The sequence below is a fragment of the Nocardia sp. NPDC058640 genome (assembly GCF_042716995.1).
Taxonomy (GTDB): Bacteria; Actinomycetota; Actinomycetes; order Mycobacteriales; family Mycobacteriaceae; genus Nocardia.
In genome coordinates this window covers 143,482-162,303 of sequence record NZ_JBHXRG010000001.1, presented here as the reverse complement: position 1 = coordinate 162,303, position 18,822 = coordinate 143,482, and the positions used below count along the sequence as shown (strand labels likewise).

Genomic DNA, 18,822 nt, shown 5'->3' with positions numbered 1-18,822 from the left:
TTGCCTATTGTTCGGGGGAGCGAACAGGAGCGCCCCGTGACCGACATCTTCACCGCACTCGCGGATTCGACACGACGCGCACTCCTCGACGAACTCGCCGATCGCGACGGGCAAACCCTGTTCGAATTGTGCGCCCGTCTGGTGAGCAAACACGACATCAGCTCGTCGCGGCAGGCGATCACCCAGCATCTGGGGGTGCTCGAGGAGGTCGGGCTCGTGCATACCCGCCGTCAAGGTCGATACAAGTTCCATCACGCCGATTTCACGCCCCTGCACGCGGTTTCGCAGCGATGGCCCATCCCCAAGGAGGACACATGATCCGCATCGGAGTAACCAGCGTTTTCGTCGACGACCAGGCCAAAGCCGAGGCCTTCTACACCGACGTGCTCGGGTTCCAGGTCAAAGACAAGGTCCCCGTCGGCGAATACGACTGGCTCACCCTCGTCTCACCCGCCGACGTCGACGGCATCCAGCTGCTGCTCGAGCCCGACCAGCACCCGGCGGCCAAGGCCTACAAGACGGCGCTGAGCACCGAGGGCATCCCCGTGATCGTGTTCACCGTCGACGACCTCGACGCCGAATACGCGCGCCTGGTCGACCGCGGCGTGTTCTTCACCCAGCCGCCCGTGGTTATGGGCCCGGTCAGCACCGCGGTCTTCGACGACACCTGCGGCAACCTCATCCAGCTGATGGCGCCGATCGCGGAGTAGTTCAGCGGCCGAGCTCGGCTTCGATCGCCGAGGCGATCAACTCCGCGACGCCGCGCTGGCCGGCGAGTGTCGGGTGGTAGGGGAGCAGGGTCAGGTCGGCCACCAGGGGGTCGAACCAGCGGGTCGACGGGTCGGCGCACATTCCGAATTCCTTCGACGCGGCGACGGTGTCGATGTAGACGGCGCCGTGGTCGCGGGCTTCGCGGGCGACCACGGTGTTGAGACGTTCGAACTTGGACTGGATGTAGGCGGCGTCGGCGGGCCGCAGGCCCAGCATCGCCGGGCAGCTGGTGTCGGTGAGGTAGGTGGGCCACCCGTCGACGAAAATGGTGGCTTTCGGTGCGCGGCGGGCGATCTCGTCGAGCGCGGCGGCGTAGGAGGGGGCGATAGCGTCGATCTTGCTGTCCCACTGCGGATCTGCTTCGGCCGCGCAGCCACCCACGTGACAGTGGCCGAGAATGTACTCGGTCATGCCGGCGTCGTTGGCACCGATGTGCAGGGTGACGATCTCGGTGGCGGGCCCGAGCGCGTCCAGCTGCGGTGCTACTCCCGCGCCCTGCGAGCTGTACAGGTCGGCGATCTTCGCGGCGCTACAGGTCCGGTCGTCCAGCGACAACCCGAGTCGTTGCGCGACCAACTTGGGTGCGTTGGTCGTCGAGCGCACGCAGCGCAGGGGCGCGGTGAGGTCGAGGTTGACCGCGCCGGTGGTGGCCGCGCCGGAATCGCCGAGGGCCACGTACCGGGCTCCGGGCGTCGGTTGGCCGTGCACGGTGGCGGGGGTGATCGCCACTGCCGCGATCAGGCAGGTCGTCGCGAGCGCGCGCAGCCAGGTGTTCATCGGAGGTCCTGATCATCGGGGTTCGCGGCGGAACCGGTGGTCCGCATCGCGGCGGTGCCGATCACTGTGCCGCATCCGCGCGGTGCGCGCGGGCGCAACGCACGCAGGTTTGTGCGGGACAACAACTCTCGGCGACCGCGGACACCGCTATTCAGTGATGATGAGCAATTCGGTCGGGGACGCGATCTCGGTGCGCAGACCGGCTTTGGTGGCCACGCGCGCGACCGCGCGGATGTCGGTGGGGTCCGCGCGGGTGAGGACCAGGGCGCGGGCGAGCAGGCCCTTGTGATGTTTGTTGAAGTGGCTGACCACGGTGCGGGAGCCGTCGGGGTGCTCGGTGAGCACGTTGGCGGTGATGGCTTCGGGGACTCGGCCCAGTTGCTGGTAGGTGCCCGAGCGCAGGTCGATCACCAGCTCGCCCGCGGCTTCGGTGTAGAGGGCGTCGGGGAGCACGTCGCGCCACACGGCCGACAGTGTCGGCAGCCCTGGGAGTTTGGTGCCGCCGGAGAGGCGGTAGGCGGGGATGGGGTCGCTCGCGCGGACGGCGCCGAACAACGCCGAGCCGATTCCCAGCCGTGCGTAGGCCTTAGCGCGCTGGACCTTCGTGAACGATTTCGCGTCCAGTGCGTCGTAGAGGACGCCGGTGTAGCGCTCCAGAGCAGGGCGGGTGGCGCTGGTGCGCAGGGTGGCGTTGCGGGCGATCTCGGCGTCGGCGCCTTTGCCCAGGCCCAGCACGGCGGCCGAGACGGCGGGGTCGGCGGCCAGTTGCACGACCTCGGTGAGCAGCTTGTCGCGGACCGCGGACAGTTGCGGCATCGCGAGATCGTCGAGGTTCAACGGCGCGCCCGATCCGCCGTCGGACTTGGTTTCGGAGGGAGGCAGCAGCACCAGCACAATCGTCAACGGTAATCGTCGCCGGAACCGCCATCTCGCCCCGCCCCGTTCAGCGCACCGCCTCCAAGAACTTGCGCGTCCGTTCGTTGGTGGGCGCCTCGAAGATCTGCTCCGGCGGACCCTGCTCGATGATCCGCCCGGAATCGAACATCAGCACCCGGTCCGACACCTCGCGCGCGAACCGCATCTCGTGCGTCACGATCAGCATCGTGATGTCGGTGGTCTCGGCGATGGTGCGCAGCACGTCGAGCACGTCGCCGACCAGTTCCGGGTCCAGCGCCGAGGTCACTTCGTCCAGCAACATCACCTTCGGGTCCATCGCACAGCAGCGTGCGATCGCCACGCGTTGCTGCTGACCGCCCGACAGTTGCGAGGGGTGCGCGTTCTCCTTGTCGGACAACCCGACTACGTCCAGCAGATGCCGGGCACGTTCGCGCGCTTCGTCTTTGGACTTGCCCAGCACGTGAATCGGTGCCTCGGTGATGTTTTCGAGCACGGTCATGTTCGGGAACAGGTTGAACTGTTGGAACACCATGCCGATCTTCGTGCGCACCGCACGCAGGTGTTTCTCCTTGGCGGGCACCAGTTTTCCACCGCGCTGGGTGTGGGTCAGCGGTTCGCCGTCGACCCAGATCACGCCGTCGCTGATGGTCTCCAGTGTCATCAGCAGGCGCAAGATGGTGGTCTTGCCCGACCCGGACGGCCCGATCAACGTCACCTTCTCGCCGCGTCGGACGCTGAAATCCAGTTCGTCGAGCACGGTGAGCGCGCCGAAGCGTTTGACCACCTGATCGAATCTGATCATCTCGTCGTCAGTAGTAGGCAAGTCGCTTCTCCAGTCTTCTGATCAGCACAGACGTCGGGTAGCTGGCCACCAGGAAGAACACCCCGGCCAGCGTGATCGACTCCAGGTACGCGAAGTGGCGTGCCCCGAATTGCTGTGCGGCGGTCACCAATTCGACGACCGAGATGGCGAACAAGAACGGGGTGTCCTTGAACATCGACACGGCATTGGTGCCGAGGGCTGGCAGGCTGGCCCGGATCGCCTGCGGCAACACCACCGCACCCCAGGTGCGCGTGGGCGGCAGCGACAACGCGCGCGCCGCCTCCCACTGTCCCTTCGGCACCGCCTCGATCCCGGCCCGATACACCTCGGCCAGGTAGCTCGAATAGTGGATGCCCAGCACCACTACGCCGATCTGCAGCGCCGAGAACTGGGTGAGCAGGGTGTAGGCGAACAGCAGCTGCACGACCAGGGGAGTGAGCCGGATGAACTCGCTGCACGCGTGGACAGGCCCGGCGATCCAGGTCGGCGCCGTGCGGCGGATCAGCGCGATCGCCAACCCCAGCACCGCGGCCAGCGTGAAGCCCAATAGCGTCGCCAGCAGCGTGATCTGGAAGCCTTCCCACAGCACCGGCAGCGCTTCGCGGGCGCGTTCCCAACTCCATTCAGCGGTCATGACGCCACCTCCGGTGCCAGGCTGAGGACTTCCTTGAGCGACGCTCCGCGGCCCAGTTTGTTCTTGGCGCGGGTCTCCAGCAGGTTCATGCCCAGGGTGAGCAGGTAGCCGAGCACGAAGTAGATGAGCAGGCCGACACCGAACGAGAACAGCGTGTCGCCGGTGTCTTTGCGCAGGTCACCGATCTCGTACGTGAGGTCGTGCAGGGTGATGTACGACGCGACCGCGGTGCCTTTGAGCAGATGCACCAGCAGATTGGTCAGTGAGGGCAGCATCAGCGCCCAGGCCTGCGGGAACAGCACCCGCCGCATCCGCTGCCACGGACTGAAATTCAGCGCCACCGCCGCTTCGAACTGCGCGCGCGGCACCGCGTTGAGCGCGCCACGCACCACCTCCGCACCGTAGGCGCCGTAGTTCAGACCCAGCGCCAGGATGCCGCAGAACAGCGGGTCGAGCTTGTAACCCAGCAGCGGCAGCACATAGAACAACCAGAAGATCTGCACCAGAAGTGAAGTGCCACGGAAGAATTCGATCATGACCCGGGCGCTGCCGCGGGCCGCGAGATTGCGCACCCGGGCAGTGGTGCCCAGGGCGAGGGCGAGGACGAACGCGAGCAACGCGCCGCCGATGGTCAGCTCCAGCGTGACCACGATGCCCTGCCACAGCGCGGGCAGGGCATCGCGCACCGCATCGAAATTGCTCATGGGTGGATCAGATTTCGCCCTTGCACAGCTTGGCTGTCGTGTACTTCGGATCGGGCAGCTCACGCTCGGTGAAGCCGAACTTGCCCACGATCGACAGGTACTTGTCCTTGTCGCCGGTGATCTTGGCCAGCTCCGCGTTGTACGCGGCCAGCAGGTCCGGATCGGTGGTGCGGAACACCGTGCCGCCCGCGCCGACCTGCGGCTTGCCGTCGATGACCGCCACGAACGACGGGGTCACCTCGACCGCGGCGTTCGGGGTGCGGTTCTTCAGGTCGTTGAGCGAGATCGCGGTGAGCGCGAACACGTCGGCGCGCCCGGAGGTGACCGCGTCCATCCCGTCCTGCGGGGTGCCCACCTGAGTGGACTCGATGCCCAGTGCGTCGGCGTAATCGGATTCGATGGCACCGGTCATCGACGCCATTTTCGCGCCGCTGGCCTTCACCGACTGCATATCGGTCAATTTCATCGGATTGCCTGGTTTGACCATCAACGCGGTGGTGTACATGAATTCCGGTTCGCTGAAAGAAGCCTGTTCACAGCGTTTCGGCAAGATCGACATTCCGGCACTCACGGCATCGAAACGATTGGCCTGCAGGCCGGGGATCAGCGCACCGAACTCGGTCTGCACACCGTCGACGGTCTTGATGCCGAGGTTGCCGAAGATCTCCCGGTGCAGGGCCACCGTGGCGCCGGTGAGCTGGCCGCCGTCTTCGAACGAATAGGGGGCCTCACCGGCGAAACCCACGGTGATCGTGCCCTTGTCCTTCAGCGACTGCAGCAGCTGTCCGCTGTCTGCGGTCTCGGTCTTGGTGCAACCGGCGAGGGCTGCGGCTACTAGCGCGGTACCGGCGAACACTGCTGTACAGCGCTTCGACAGGGAATTCGTCTCAGCCATTGTGACCTCTCGCAAGGGTAGCGTCGCGCTACCAATTTTCTGTTGTACGTATGTAATTGACTTATAAGGGAAATCTACGCACCGGATAATTGTCAGGTGCGGTTACGTTATCAGGTTGTTATTTGATGATTCAACCGCGTTCGAAATGGGTACCCCCATATGGATTACCTGTCTCCGCACTCGTTTTCGGGCCGCCTCGAGCCCGCTAGAGGTAATCGGCTGTCGCCCCGTCCACACCAGGGACTACCCTGTGCATCCGTGATCACCCGCCTCTCCCGCCTGTTCCTGCGCACCCTGCGAGACGATCCCGCCGACGCCGAGGTGCCGAGCCACAAACTGCTCGTGCGCGCCGGCTACGTCCGCCGGATCGCCCCGGGTGTGTACTCGTGGCTGCCGCTGGGTCTGCGCACGCTGCGCAAGATCGAAGAGGTGGTGCGCCAGGAAATGGACGCCACCGGCGCCCAGGAGATCTCGCTGCCCGCGCTGCTGCCGCGCGAGCCCTACGAGACCACCAACCGGTGGACCGAATACGGTCCCGGCCTGTTCCGGCTCAAGGACCGCAAGGGCGGCGACTACCTGCTCGGCCCCACCCACGAGGAGTTGTTCGCGCTCACCGTGAAGGGTGAGTACAACTCGTACAAGGACCTGCCGGTCACGCTGTACCAGATCCAGACCAAGTACCGCGACGAGGAACGTCCCCGCGCGGGCATCCTGCGTGGGCGCGAATTCGTCATGAAGGACTCGTACTCCTTCGACATCGACGACGACGGCCTGACCAACAGCTACGCCACCCATCGCAAGGCCTACCAGTCGATCTTCTCGCGCCTCGGTGTCGAGTACGTGATCGTGGCCGCCACCTCCGGCGCCATGGGCGGCAGCGCGTCCGAGGAATTCCTCGCCGTGAGCCCCGTCGGCGAGGACACGTACGTGGCCTGCGCGGAGTCCGGCTACGCGGCCAACGTCGAAGCCGTGGTCACCCCCGCGCCCCCCGCGATCGCGATCGAGGGTCAGCCCGAGGCCGTGGTGCACGACACCGAGAACACCCCGACCATCGCGACGCTGGTCGACTGGGCCAACTCCGTGGACGTGCTCGGCCGCCCGGTCACCGCCGCCGACACGTTGAAGAACGTGATGGTGAAACTGCGCCACCCCGACGGCAAGACCGAGATCCTGGGCATCGGCATCCCCGGTGACCGCGAGGTCGACGACAAGCGTCTGGGTGCCGCCGTCGAACCCGCCGAGGTGGAACTGCTCACCGAGGCCGACTTCGCCGCCAACCCCTTCCTGGTGAAGGGCTACATCGGCCCGAAGGGACTGGCCGCCAACGGTATTCGCTACCTCGTGGACCCCCGCGTCGTCGACGGCACCGCGTGGATCACCGGCGCCGACGTCAAGGGCAAGCACGTGGTCGGCCTGGTCGCGGGCCGCGACTTCACCCCCGACGGCACCATCGAAGCCGCCGAAGTCCGCGACGGCGACCCCTCGCCCGACGGCGCAGGCGTGCTCGTCGCCGCGCGCGGCATCGAGATCGGCCACATCTTCCAGCTCGGCCGCAAGTACACCGACGCGTTCGACGTCGATGTGCTGGGCGAGAACGGCAAGCCGGTCCGCCTGACCATGGGCTCCTACGGCATCGGCGTCTCCCGCATGGTCGCGGTGATCGCCGAACAGCAGCACGACGACAAGGGCCTGCGCTGGCCCGCCGAGGTCGCCCCGTACGACGTCCACGTGGTCATCGCCAACAAGGACGCCGCCGCCCGCGACGGCGCCGAACACGTGGTCGCCGGCCTGAACGCCGAAGGCCTGGACGTGCTGTTCGACGACCGCACCGCCTCACCCGGCGTGAAGTTCAAGGACGCCGAATTACTCGGCATGCCCTGGATCCTCGTCATCGGCCGCGGTTGGGCCGAAGGCAAGGTGGAGCTGCGCAACCGCTTCACCGGCGAAGCCGAGGAGATCCCGGCCGAAGACGCCGTCAGCACGGTCACCGCGAAGGTCCGCGGCTGAGGCTCCTTCCCGACAATTCCGACCAGCCGCGGTGACACGGAGGTTCCATTCTCGTGAAGCGCACCTCCGTGTCCGGGGCTCTGTTGGTGCCGGGCAGCGCTTCGATGGGTGGGGTTGTGGCAGGTTCGGGGTGTCATCGAGCGAGGGGCGTAGATGCGACGGCGTAGGGGACCGGTGTCCGTGCCTGCTGCGGTTTTCGGCGCAGCGGCGCTGGTGGGTGTCGCTTGTGCTGGGGTGTGGTCGTTAGGCGGAGTCGAGCTCGGAGGTGTTGACCCCGGAGCCCTTGTCGTTGCGGTGTTGGGGTTTTTGTTCGCTGTCGCGCGGGGATGGCGATCTCAGCGATCCGATCAGCTGGCACAACGGTGGAACGACACGGATGCCCATGGTGTTGTTGATCGGCTTGCACCCTCGATAGCTGCAGTAGAGGGCACTGCTCGTTCCGACCTGGTGGGTAGCAGTGGGCGGCTCGACATAAGTTTTCGATTTCGAGCGGTTCCTTCCCATAACGCGAGTGGCTCGGGATCGGAAGGGGCTCTGTCGGAGGTTGTTCGCTATTACAGCGATCTTCAGCCACGACGGGTGGTCATCGCCGGAGCCGGAGGCGCAGGGAAAACGGTACTGGCGTTGGAGCTCGTGCTCGGCCTTCTGAATGCCCGCGCTCCTGGGGATCCAGTTCCAGTCCGTATCAGTGCTCCCACCTGGAAGACGGGAGATTCGATCGGAGTGTGGCTGGTTCAGCACCTGGTCGCCGTCTATCGGATGAGTCCGGCCTCGGCCGAATCCGTAGTCCATGCCAACTTGGTCATACCTGTCGTCGATGGACTTGACGAGATGGACTCCGGTGTACTGGGATACGGCTCGAGGTCCGCCAAGTTGGTTGCAGCCCTCAACAGCTTCCAGGATCTCAACCGCCGAGCTCCGATAATTGTCACTTGCCGGACCACGCAGCTCGAAGCGTTGATCGCGGCTCGAGTGTGGGTTCACGACTCCGCGACAATCGAGATCGAACCGGTGTCGCCAGCGAAAGCGCAGCTCTACCTGAAATCCGAGGTTGTTGATGTCGAACGTTGGCAGCCGGTGCTCTCGAAGCTGGCATTCGAACCGAATGGTGCCTTGGCGACTGCATTGAGCACACCGTGGCGGCTGTCGTTGGTGCGTCGGATCTACGAGTGGCGCGACCCCGACGGCAACTTTTCACGGGAACCTGTCGACGTGGTCAGCGTGGCTACGGGCGGTTCCGATGCCGTTCGGGATCATCTGTTGGCCCTTCTGATACCTGCTGCGGTTATCGATTCGAAAACCTGTAGCTACGCACCGGCGCAAGTGGAGCGCTGGCTGACCACGTTGGCGTGCGAGTACCTGAGCAACTTAGGGGGCACGACAGTCGGCGGTGTGACCGTTTCTGGGACTGATGTTGTGCCTCATCGGTTGTGGCCGCTGGCGGGTGTGCGTCGTGTTCGAGCTGTCACCATGTTGATTGCGTGGGTTCTGCTGTCAACCGCGTTGTGTGGCGAACTGGTTCGGGCCGATCCGCGGCTATCCGCTGCGTACGTTGCGACAGTCGGTGGTTTTGGTAGTGCTGTGTTGGCGACATCGATGCTATTCGTGCTATTGAACGAGGTGGAGCCGCACCGATTCGTCTGGACTTTCACCCATAAGGTAGGCGGGAGGAAACAGCTTCGCCGAGCCATAACGGCGGCACTGTTGCTCTGGGCAGGCGTCATCGCGCTGGGATTTGCAATGATTGCTCTGTCGGATCGCGTGGTGGCCAGCTGGGCATGGGGGGCTGTACCGGCATGTGGTGCTGCGTTCGCAGTAGCCGCACTTACCCGAGACGACGCCTCAGTCGCCGCGCGGCACCCACGCGAGGTGGTCGCTGCTGACGTTCGGTTCGGCGTCTTGTTTTCTGGAGTGTCGGGTGCGCTCATGGCGGTGCTTGTCAGGGTTGCGCCCCCACCGCCGGACGTCCCCGACGATTTCGGGTTACTTGTAGGTCCCGCGCTTGGGATCGTCATCGGGTGGACGATTGCCCCGACATCGATCTATTACCTCGCAATGCTGCTCAGTACGCGGCGCTGGTCGCGTAACCCACTGCCGTGGCGCCTCGTCCGCTTTCTTGACTGGGGTCATGATTGCGGCCTGCTTCGTACTGCCGGTATCGGCTATCAATTCCGGCACCGGGAGATTCAGGATTATCTAATTCGTCAGGCGCATCTCAGCGCGACTCACAGCCAGAGTCGAGGTGGGACGGCGGTCCCGAACCTGTCCTGACAGTTCGAAATCCGTACCCGATTCTGGGCAGTGACTTACGCCTACGTAAGGGAAACCTGCAGTTAGGCGCGTTGGCGTGTGGCGGGGCGCTGATAAGTTAGCGGGCATGACGAGTTCGCCCAGCCTGTTGTTCAACCCTGCTACCTACGACCCGCAGCACTTCGATGCTGAGACGCGGCGGCTGCTGAAGGCCACTATCGAGTGGTTCGAGTCCAAGGGCAAGGCGCAGTTGCTGGTCGAGGATCGCGATGCGGTGTGGACCTCGGAGTTCCTGGAGTTCGTCGGCAAGGAAAAGCTGTTCGCTACCTTCCTCACCCCCGCTGCCTACGCCGACGGCGACCCGAACAAGCGCTGGGACGCGGCCCGCAACGCGGCGCTGTCGGAGATCTTCGGCTTCTACGGCCTCGCGTACTGGTACGCGGAGCAGGTCACGATCCTCGGACTCGGCCCGATCTGGCAGAGCGACAACGAGATCGCTAAGCGCAAGGCTGCCGCTGACCTCGATGACGGTCAGGTGATGGCGTTCGCGCTGTCGGAGCGCGATCACGGTGCCGACATCTACAACACCGACCTGATCCTCACCCCGAGCGAGCCGGGTAGTGCCGACGCCGAAGCGGGAATTCTGTTCCGCGCCAACGGGGAGAAGTACTACATCGGCAACGGCAATGTGGCCTCGATGGTGTCGGTGTTCTCCCGGCGCGGTGACGTGGAAGGGCCCGACGGCTACATCTGGTTCGCCGCCGACAGTCGTCACGACAACTACCACCTGGTCGAGAGCGTCATCCACGGCCAGATGTACGTCAGCCACTTCCGGCTGGAGAACTACCCGGTGACCGCCGCCGACGTGCTGCACGAAGGGCCGGAAGGCTTCTCGGCCGCGCTCAACACCGTCAACGTGGGCAAGTTCAACCTCTGCCACGGCAGCATCGGCATGGTCGAGCACTCGTTCTTCGAGGCGATCACCCACGCCAACAACCGCATCCTCTACGGCAACCCGGTCACCGACTTCGGGCACGTGCGCGGCAATTTCGTCGACGCCTACGCCCGCCTGATCGCGATGAAGCTGTTCAGCGACCGGGCCGTGGACTACTTCCGCAGCGCCTCCCTCGAGGACCGCCGCTACCTGCTGTTCAACCCGATGACCAAGTCCAAGGTCACCTCCGAGGGCGAGGTCGCCATGACCCTGCTGCTGGATGTGTTGGCGGCCAAGGGATTCGAGAAGGCCACCTACTTCGCGCAGGCCTCGCGCTACATCAACCACCTGCCGCGCCTCGAGGGCACCGTGCACGTGAACGTGGGCCAGATCCTGAAGTTCATGCCCAACTACCTGTTCAACCCCAAGGAATACCCGGCCATCGGCACCAACCTCGACGCCGGTGACGAGGCGTTCTTCTGGGCGCAGGGACCGGCGCGCGGCGCGGGCAAGGTGCAGTTCGCGGACTGGACCCCGGCCTACGAGCAGGCCTCGGATGTGCCCAACGTCGCGCGGTTCTACGAGCAGGCCAAGGCGCTGCAAACGCTGCTGCTGACCGCGGCACCGGATGCGGACCAGCAGAAGGACCTGGACTTCATGCTGACCATCGGCCACCTGTTCTCCACGGTGGTCTACGGGCAGCTGATCCTCGAACAGGCGCAGCTCACCGGTCTCGACCGCGATGTCGTCGACCAGATCTTCGACTTCCAGATCCGTGACTTCAACACCCAGGCCTCGGCGCTGCTGGGCAAGCCGTCGGTTACCGAAGCGCAGCGTGACTGGGCGATCGGTGCCCTGCGCAGCCCGGTTGCGGACAAGGAGCGTTTCGATCGGGTGTGGCAGCAGGTGCAGGCGTACGACGGCGCGTACGCGATGCGGCCGTAGCGGAGGATCACCGGCGTAATCACGCAAAGCGCCTCGCTACAGTCAGTTTTCTGACTCGGCGACGGCGTTGTGCGTGATTACGCCGGATGCCCGGCGAAATCGTCCAAAACGGCACGTTCGGAGTCGGAATTCTGACTTGGAGCCGGTGTTTTGGACGATTACGCCGGATACGCGGTGGGTCGGCGGTTACGCCTGACCGGGGAAGGCGACGGTCCACGGGGTGGTGCCCAGGATCGACTGCCAACGGGCCCGGCGGATGGCGGCTTCGGTGAGCGCTTCGGTCGCGGTGGCGCGCACCGACTTGTCGGTCGCGTTCTCGACGACCGCGTACCACGCTGTGGCACAGTCGGTTTCGACGCTCACCGCCAGGTGGGCCGCCGGGATCGGGTCGTCGACGGGTGCGGGTGGGTCGTACGCGGCGGCGGGTGCTTCGGGGGCGGTGCCGTCCGCTTCCAGGAGTTCGATCGTGGCGTCGCGGCGGGCTCGATGCGCGGCGGTGAACTCCGCGACCAGGCGGGAGCGGTCGGTGTTGGCGTAGGCGGCGATCACGCCGTAGGAGTAGACGGCGGCGTACTCGGCGTCCAGGGCGTTCTGTAGGGCCGTGCGTTGTTCGGTCATGTCAGCAGGACTCCTGCCTGGGTGGCGCAGGCCGCACTGATCGACGCGAGAAGTCCTGCGCGGTAACCGGATTCGGTGGCAGCCAGCGTGGCGGCGGACTGTTGGGAGCGGACCAGTTGGTCACGCAACTGTGCGATGGTCACCGGCTGCTGGGCCGTGGTCTCGACCTGCGTGGCAGGCACCGGCGAACCGTCGGGGCCGGGCACGGTCAGTGCGCCGGTGCGGCGCACGGGGGTGGTGCCGTCGCCGTACACGCCGATCACGCGGTCGATTTCGGTGCGCAGTGCGTCGGCGTGGGCGGTGCGTTCGGCGGCGATGGTGGTCAGTGTGGTGTTCGACTGCGGTGCCAGTGCGATCGCGGCGGTCGCGGCGGCGGCGTCGGCTCGGGCCAGAACCTCTTGTGCGGCAAGGGGATCCGGGGCGTGCACGGTATCGTCCTCGGCGCAGGCGGCGAGTGCGGCGACAGTCGGAATGCCGATCGCGCTCGCTGCGGCGAATCGGAGCATGGTGCGGCGGGGCCAAGTCGATACGGTGTCGGCTCGCTCGGGGCCCATCGTTCCGGTGTCGGCTCGCACGGGCTCCATCGGTTCGGTGTCGACCCGCACGGGTTCCGATGCTGAAAACTGCTGCGCTGCAGGGGGATGCGGAACATGGACGGACGAGTGCGAGGGGGTCGCGGCAGTGGGAGTCGACGGCGGTCCGGTGACACGTTCGATCCGCAGGGTGCGGGGATCGTGCCGGTCGAAGCTCATGCCGGAAGGTCGCCCGGCGTGGCGCGGGACGGGATGGCGGTGGGGCACGTGCACCATCGTGCCAGATCGCGCGCGGGGGCCTCGCGCACGCCGCGACACGGGCGGGCACGCCGAGTCGGACCGGTGCGCGGTGCACGCCGCCTAGTCCTTTACACTCTCTGAGCGCGTTACGCTAGACCTTCAGCGTAGATATTTCCGATCGCGTCACAACTGAACCAGGAGCCGCCCATATGCCGATGCCCACCGAGGAAAGGGTGAGCCAGCTAGTCGCTGAGCTCGTCGCACGCCGGGGATTCGACCTCGAGGGCGTTGCGATCGTGGCCGCGGGCAATGGTGAGTTGGCTCCGGTGCGGGTGAAGGTGACCGTCGACAGCGACGGCCCCGCCGACCTGGACGCCATCGCCGCACTCAGTCGCGATATGTCCGAACTTCTCGATGCCGCAGGCGATTTCGGCGAATCCGCCTATCTGCTGGAAGTGACCACGCCCGGCGTGGATCGCCCGCTGACCACCGAACGGCATTGGCGCCGCGCGCAGGGCCGCAAGGTCCGCGTGAAGCTGGCCGACGGTGCCGACCGGGTCGAAGACAAAGCCCGTTTCGACGCGCGCGTGGGCCAGCTGGCCGACGACGCCGACAACCCCACCATCGCGCTCGTGCTCGGCGGCAAGAACAAGCCGCATCGCGTGCACGTGCCGCTCACCGACATCGCCGAGGCCGTCGTGCAGGTCGAGTTCAACGCACCCGGTGCCGCCGAACTCGAACTCGCGGGCGGCATCGCGCCGGGCCGCCCCGTTCCGGGCGCGGAACCGGCCGACCTCGCCGCACCAGGACAACACAGTGACACTCCCACCGAAGGGGTTGCGGAATGAATATTGAAATCGAAGCCTTGCGCGCGATCGTCGCCGACAAAGGCATCTCGATCGAGACCGTGATCTCGGCGATCGAGTCGGCACTGCTGACCGCCTACCGGCACACCGACGGCCACGAGGCCAACGCCCGCATCGACATCAACCAGAAGACCGGTGTGGTGCGGGTGATGGCGCGCGAGCTCGACGCCGACGGCAACCTGGTCACCGAATGGGACGACACCCCAGAGGGTTTCGGCCGCATCGCCGCGACCACCGCCCGCCAGGTGGTGCTGCAGCGACTACGCGACGCCGAGAACGAGAAGTCGTTCGGTGATTTCGCCGCCCACGAGGGCGAGATCGTCGGCGGTGTGGTGCAGCGCGACGCCAGGGCCAACGCCCGCGGCATCGTGGTGGTGCGTATCGGCAGCGAGGCCAACGGCGCCGAGGGTCTGATCCCGCCCGCCGAGCAGGTACCGGGCGAGACCTACGAGCACGGCGATCGCATCAAGTGCTACGTCTACGGCGTCTCGCGCGGCCAGCGTGGCCCGCAGATCCAGCTCTCGCGTACGCACCCGAACCTGGTGCGTCGACTGTTCTCGCTCGAGGTGCCCGAGATCGCCGACGGGTCCGTGGAGATCGTCGCGGTGGCGCGCGAGTCGGGCCACCGGTCCAAGATCGCGGTGCAGTCCACGGTGCCCGGCGTGAACGCCAAGGGCGCGTGCATCGGTCCGATGGGTCAGCGCGTGCGCAATGTGATGAGCGAACTGGCCGGCGAGAAGATCGACATCATCGACTACGACGAGGATCCCGCGACCTTCGTGGGCAACGCGCTGTCGCCGTCGAAGGTGGTATCGGTCACCGTCGTGGATCCGGAGGCCAGGGCCGCGCGCGTGGTCGTGCCGGACTTCCAGCTGTCGCTGGCGATCGGCAAGGAGGGGCAGAACGCCCGCCTGGCTGCCCGTCTGACGGGCTGGCGCATCGATATCCGCAGCGATGCCGCCCCGGAACCGGACGACTCGGTCCGGCCCGAAGCGCAGCGCGGCTGATCCGAACACGCGTCGAATCCCGGCCCGCGGATTTCATGTTCGTAACTTCCGACAGGGGAGGGTTCGTCGTTATGACCGGGTCACCGGTAGAGTGGGTACAGGACCGGCCCGCGCAATCCGTTCGCACCTGTATCGGATGCCGTCAGCGTGAGCCATCTGCCGACCTGTTGCGGATCGTGGCGCAGCATCGGAATTCCGATGTCGCGATTGTTCCCGATCCGCGGCGCAGACTTCCCGGACGGGGTGCCTGGTTGCACCCCGTTTCAGCTTGTTTGCGTTCCGCAGAGCGGCGCCGAGCATTCGGCAGAGCCTTACGAGTGTCCGGAAATCTGGATATCTCAGCCCTGGAGCAGTACCTCGAGAACAGGCACGAGCACTCATGAGCACACCGTGAAGCACCAACGATGAACGTCCGTCGGAGATAACCCGAGGTCGTGCGGGCCCGCCTTACCTAGGCGGCGTCACTGCTCGGCCTCTCAGTGAGGAGAGCAGTGGCAGGCAAGGCCCGCGTGCACGAGTTGGCTAAGGAACTCGGTGTCACAAGCAAGGAACTACTCGCGAAGCTCAAGGAGCAAGGCGAGTTCGTGAAGTCGGCGTCCTCGACGGTGGAAGCACCCGTCGCACGTCGTCTGCGCGAATCTGTCGCATCCAAGGCCGCCCCCGCGGCCGATGCGAAGTCGGCGGCCCGTCCGGGCCCGTCGGCCCCCGCAGCAGCAGCACCGGCCCGTCCGGCCGGCGCCAAGCCCACCCCCGGTGGCCCGCGCCCCGGTCCGCGTCCGGCTCCGGCCGCGCCCGCCCCGGCAGCTCCTGCCGCGCCGGTCGCGCCGAAGGTCGAGGCCGCTCCGGTGGAAGCCAAGCCCGCTACTACCCCGGCACCCGCGAGCACCGCTGCGGCCGCCGAGTCGGCTCCGGCCACCAAGCCCGCAGGTGCCCCCGCACCCGGCCCGCGTCCGGCTCCGGCCGCGCCGCGTCCGGCTCAGCAGGCGCCCGCGGCACAGACCCGTCCGGGTCAGGCAGCACCGGCCGCACCCGGCCCGCGTCCTGCCGGTCCCGGCCCCAAGCCGGGCCCCAAGGCTCCGCGCGTGGGTAACAACCCGTTCAGCTCGGCCCCCGATCGTGAGCGTCCCGCGCCGCGTCCGGCCGGTCAGGGCCAGGGTCAGGGCGGCACTCGCCCGACTCCGGGTCAGGGCGGTCCCCGTCCCGCACCCGGTCAGGGCGGTCCTCGCCCGGCTCCCGGTCAGGGCGGTCCCCGCCCGCAGGGTGGTCAGGGCCAGCGCCCGGCCGCCGCGCAGGGCGGTGCCCCGCGTCCCGGTGGTCCCCGTCCCAACCCGGGTTCGATGCCTCCGCGTCCGAACCCCGGTGCCATGCCCGCCCGTTCGGCACGTCCCGCCCCCGGTGGCGGCGCGGGTCGTCCCGGTGGCGGCGGTCGTCCCGGTGGCGCTCCCGGCGGTGGCGGCGCAGGCCGTCCCGGTGGTGGCGCAGGCGGTGGCGGTTACCGTGGCGGCGGTGGCGGTGCCCCCGGTGCTCCCGGTGCCGGTGCTCCCGCGGCCGGTGGTTTCCGTGGTCGTCCCGGTGGCGGCGGCGGTCGTCCCGGTGGTCCCGGTGGCCGTGGTGGCGCAGCCGGTGCGTTCGGTCGTCCCGGCGGTGCTGTCCGTCGTGGTCGTAAGTCGAAGCGGGCGAAGCGCGCCGAGTACGAGAACATGCAAGCTCCCGCCGTCGGCGGCGTGCGTCTGCCCCGTGGCAACGGTGAGGTCATCCGCCTCGCCCGTGGCGCCTCGCTGTCGGACTTCGCCGAGAAGATCGACGCGAACCCCGCAGCTCTCGTGCAGGCCCTGTTCAACCTCGGCGAGATGGTCACCGCCACTCAGTCGGTGAACGACGAGACCCTCGAGCTGCTCGGCGGCGAGATGAACTACGTCGTGCACGTGGTCAGCCCCGAGGACGAAGATCGCGAACTGCTGCAGTCGTTCGACCTCACCTACGGCGAAGACGCCGGCGGCGAAGACGATCTCGAGCACCGTCCGCCGGTCGTGACCGTCATGGGTCACGTCGACCACGGTAAGACCCGACTGCTGGACACGATCCGTAAGGCCAACGTCGCTGAGGGCGAGGCCGGTGGCATCACCCAGCACATCGGTGCCTACCAGGTGCTCACCAACCTCAACGACGAAGAGCGTCTGATCACCTTCATCGATACACCGGGTCACGAGGCGTTCACCGCCATGCGTGCGCGTGGTGCGAAGGCCACCGATATCGCGATCCTCGTGGTCGCGGCCGACGACGGCGTCATGCCGCAGACGGTGGAAGCGATCAACCACGCGCAGGCCGCTGATGTGCCGATCGTTGTCGCGATCAACAAGATCGATAAAGAGGGTGCGAACCCGGACAAGATCAAGCAGCAGCTCACCGAGTACGGCCTGGTCACCGAGGAGTACGGCGGCGACACCATGTTCGTCAACATCTCGGCCAAGCAGGGCACCAACATCGATCAGCTGCTCGAAGCCGTGCTGCTGACCGCGGATGCCTCGCTGGACCTGCGTGCCAACCCGGACATGGACGCCCAGGGTGTCGCCATCGAGGCGCACCTGGACCGCGGCCGTGGCCCCGTTGCCACCGTGCTCATCCAGCGCGGCACCCTGCACGTGGGTGACTCGATCGTGGCGGGCGACGCCTACGGTCGCGTCCGTCGCATGGTCGACGAGCACGGCGCGGACGTCCACGCGGCGACCCCGTCGCGCCCGGTCCAGGTCATCGGTTTCACCAGCGTCCCCGGCGCCGGTGACAACCTGATCGTGGTCGAGGAAGACCGCATCGCCCGTCAGATCGCCGATCGCCGCAATGCGCGCAAGCGCAACGCACTGGCCGCTCGCAGCCGCAAGCGGATCAGCCTGGAAGATCTGGATGCCGCACTGAAGGAGACTTCAGAGCTCAACCTGATCCTCAAGGGCGACAACTCCGGTACCGTCGAGGCCCTCGAAGAGGCCCTGCTCGGTATCGAGATCGACGACGAGGTGCGTCTGCGCGTCATCGACCGCGGTGTCGGTGGCGTCACCGAGACCAACGTCAACCTGGCGTCGGCCTCCAACGCGATCATCATCGGCTTCAACGTCCGCGCGGAGGGCAAGGCCACTGAGCTGGCCAACCGCGAAGGCGTCGACATCCGGTACTACTCGGTCATCTACCAGGCGATCGACGAGATCGAGAAGGCCCTCAAGGGCATGCTCAAGCCGATCTACGAAGAGGTCGAGCTGGGCCGCGCGGAGATCCGTGCGATCTTCCGCTCGTCCAAGATCGGCAACATCGCCGGCTGCATGGTGCTGTCGGGTTCGGTCAAGCGCAACGCCAAGGCGCGCCTGATCCGCGACGGTCGAGTGATCGCCGAGACGATGACCATCTCCTCGCTCAAGCGGGAGAAGGACGACGCCACCGAGGTGCGCGAAGGTTTCGAGTGCGGTCTGACCGTCACCTACAGCGACATCAAGGACGGCGACATCATCGAGGCTTACGAGCTTCGTGAAAAGCCGCGCGACTGATAAAACGCAACACCGTTTCGCACGCCGCATCCGAATTCTCGGGTGCGGCGTGCGGGCGTACAACCACCACAACACACACAGGAGGTGAGCACCGCTGTTCATTGGTGCGCTCGAATTCGATCTGTTGCTCGGTGACGTGCATTCGCTCAAAGAGAAGCGGTCGGTGATTCGGCCGATCCTTGCTGAGCTGCAAAAACGCTTCGGCGTGAATGCCGCGGAAGCCGGAGATCAGGACCTACACCGCCGGGCATTGCTCGGGGTGGCCATGGTCAGTGCGGAGACGGGACACCTGAACGAGGTGCTCGACAAGTGTGAGCGGCACGTTGCCGCGCGTCCGGAGATAGAGTTGCTGGCAGTACGCCGCCGCATCTTCGGGCCCGAAGACTGA

General features: G+C 66.4%; 18 protein-coding genes. 10 read left to right on the top strand and 8 right to left on the bottom strand.

Annotated elements, in window-relative coordinates:
- Window positions 1-36 precede the first annotated feature (36 nt).
- Together ACFWU5_RS00845 and ACFWU5_RS00840 are read left to right on the top strand one after the other, a co-directional pair.
- Window positions 37-318, top strand: a complete 282-nt coding sequence (locus ACFWU5_RS00845) for an ArsR/SmtB family transcription factor (RefSeq protein WP_379240789.1) — start codon at window positions 37-39, stop codon at window positions 316-318.
- Window positions 318-710 carry a VOC family protein gene (locus ACFWU5_RS00840; protein WP_379240983.1) on the top strand — a complete coding sequence of 131 codons (393 nt, stop codon included), beginning with the start codon at window positions 318-320 and terminating at the stop codon, window positions 708-710. Before ACFWU5_RS00845 ends, ACFWU5_RS00840 begins: the two co-directional genes overlap by 1 nt.
- A 1-nt stretch (window position 711) precedes the next feature.
- On the opposite strand, the gene ACFWU5_RS00835 is transcribed toward ACFWU5_RS00840, so the two are convergent.
- The 6 genes from ACFWU5_RS00835 to ehuB form a co-directional block, all read right to left on the bottom strand.
- Window positions 712-1,548, bottom strand: a complete 837-nt coding sequence (locus tag ACFWU5_RS00835) for an SGNH/GDSL hydrolase family protein (protein WP_379265680.1) — start codon at window positions 1,546-1,548, stop codon at window positions 712-714.
- A 147-nt stretch (window positions 1,549-1,695) separates the two neighbouring features.
- Window positions 1,696-2,442, bottom strand: coding sequence for a peroxide stress protein YaaA (yaaA, locus tag ACFWU5_RS00830; protein WP_379266191.1), 747 nt, complete (start codon window positions 2,440-2,442; stop codon window positions 1,696-1,698).
- Between the two features lie 49 nt (window positions 2,443-2,491).
- Window positions 2,492-3,247 carry an ectoine/hydroxyectoine ABC transporter ATP-binding protein EhuA gene (ehuA, locus tag ACFWU5_RS00825; RefSeq protein ID WP_379240985.1) on the bottom strand — a complete coding sequence of 252 codons (756 nt, stop codon included), beginning with the start codon at window positions 3,245-3,247 and terminating at the stop codon, window positions 2,492-2,494.
- 7 nt (window positions 3,248-3,254) lie between these two features.
- On the bottom strand, window positions 3,255-3,902 hold the full coding sequence (ehuD, locus tag ACFWU5_RS00820) for an ectoine/hydroxyectoine ABC transporter permease subunit EhuD (protein ID WP_379265679.1): 648 nt from the start codon (window positions 3,900-3,902) through the stop codon (window positions 3,255-3,257).
- Complete coding sequence (ehuC, locus tag ACFWU5_RS00815; protein WP_379265678.1) at window positions 3,899-4,606, bottom strand: ectoine/hydroxyectoine ABC transporter permease subunit EhuC; 708 nt, start codon at window positions 4,604-4,606, stop codon at window positions 3,899-3,901. Before ehuC ends, ehuD begins: the two co-directional genes overlap by 4 nt.
- Before the next feature lie 7 nt (window positions 4,607-4,613).
- Window positions 4,614-5,501, bottom strand: coding sequence for an ectoine/hydroxyectoine ABC transporter substrate-binding protein EhuB (gene ehuB, locus ACFWU5_RS00810; RefSeq protein ID WP_379265677.1), 888 nt, complete (start codon window positions 5,499-5,501; stop codon window positions 4,614-4,616).
- 258 nt (window positions 5,502-5,759) lie between these two features.
- Here ehuB and ACFWU5_RS00805 point away from each other — a divergent pair, with 258 nt between their 5' ends.
- The 3 genes from ACFWU5_RS00805 to ACFWU5_RS00795 all read left to right on the top strand — a co-directional run bounded on the left by ACFWU5_RS00805 (window position 5,760) and on the right by ACFWU5_RS00795 (window position 11,637).
- Window positions 5,760-7,508 carry a proline--tRNA ligase gene (locus tag ACFWU5_RS00805; protein ID WP_379240794.1) on the top strand — a complete coding sequence of 583 codons (1,749 nt, stop codon included), beginning with the start codon at window positions 5,760-5,762 and terminating at the stop codon, window positions 7,506-7,508.
- Window positions 7,509-8,087: 579 nt separating this feature from the next.
- Complete coding sequence (locus ACFWU5_RS00800) at window positions 8,088-9,779, top strand: hypothetical protein (RefSeq protein ID WP_379265676.1); 1,692 nt, start codon at window positions 8,088-8,090, stop codon at window positions 9,777-9,779.
- Window positions 9,780-9,885: 106 nt separating this feature from the next.
- On the top strand, window positions 9,886-11,637 hold the full coding sequence (locus ACFWU5_RS00795) for an acyl-CoA dehydrogenase family protein (RefSeq protein WP_379265675.1): 1,752 nt from the start codon (window positions 9,886-9,888) through the stop codon (window positions 11,635-11,637).
- Between the two features lie 186 nt (window positions 11,638-11,823).
- Here the strand turns inward: ACFWU5_RS00795 and ACFWU5_RS00790 are convergent, their stop codons facing one another.
- The gene (locus tag ACFWU5_RS00790) at window positions 11,824-12,255 is read right to left on the bottom strand and encodes a ferritin-like domain-containing protein (protein ID WP_379265674.1); all 432 of its coding nucleotides are present in this window, start codon (window positions 12,253-12,255) and stop codon (window positions 11,824-11,826) included.
- Window positions 12,252-12,860 (bottom strand): hypothetical protein, encoded by a 609-nt coding sequence (locus ACFWU5_RS00785; RefSeq protein WP_379265673.1) that lies wholly within the window; start codon window positions 12,858-12,860, stop codon window positions 12,252-12,254. Before ACFWU5_RS00785 ends, ACFWU5_RS00790 begins: the two co-directional genes overlap by 4 nt.
- A 377-nt stretch (window positions 12,861-13,237) precedes the next feature.
- On the opposite strand from ACFWU5_RS00785, the gene rimP reads away from it, so the two are divergent.
- The 5 genes from rimP to ACFWU5_RS00760 all read left to right on the top strand — a co-directional run bounded on the left by rimP (window position 13,238) and on the right by ACFWU5_RS00760 (window position 18,822).
- The gene (gene rimP, locus ACFWU5_RS00780; RefSeq protein WP_379240800.1) at window positions 13,238-13,876 is read left to right on the top strand and encodes a ribosome maturation factor RimP; all 639 of its coding nucleotides are present in this window, start codon (window positions 13,238-13,240) and stop codon (window positions 13,874-13,876) included.
- Window positions 13,873-14,901, top strand: a complete 1,029-nt coding sequence (gene nusA / locus ACFWU5_RS00775) for a transcription termination factor NusA (protein ID WP_379240801.1) — start codon at window positions 13,873-13,875, stop codon at window positions 14,899-14,901. The genes rimP and nusA overlap by 4 nt, the downstream gene beginning before the upstream one ends.
- A 71-nt stretch (window positions 14,902-14,972) precedes the next feature.
- Window positions 14,973-15,284: a YlxR family protein gene (locus tag ACFWU5_RS00770; RefSeq protein ID WP_379240802.1), complete on the top strand. Its 312-nt coding sequence runs from the start codon at window positions 14,973-14,975 to the stop codon at window positions 15,282-15,284.
- Between the two features lie 108 nt (window positions 15,285-15,392).
- The gene (gene infB, locus ACFWU5_RS00765; RefSeq protein ID WP_379265672.1) at window positions 15,393-18,434 is read left to right on the top strand and encodes a translation initiation factor IF-2; all 3,042 of its coding nucleotides are present in this window, start codon (window positions 15,393-15,395) and stop codon (window positions 18,432-18,434) included.
- A gap of 94 nt (window positions 18,435-18,528) precedes the next feature.
- The gene (locus tag ACFWU5_RS00760; RefSeq protein ID WP_056811534.1) at window positions 18,529-18,822 is read left to right on the top strand and encodes a DUF503 domain-containing protein; all 294 of its coding nucleotides are present in this window, start codon (window positions 18,529-18,531) and stop codon (window positions 18,820-18,822) included.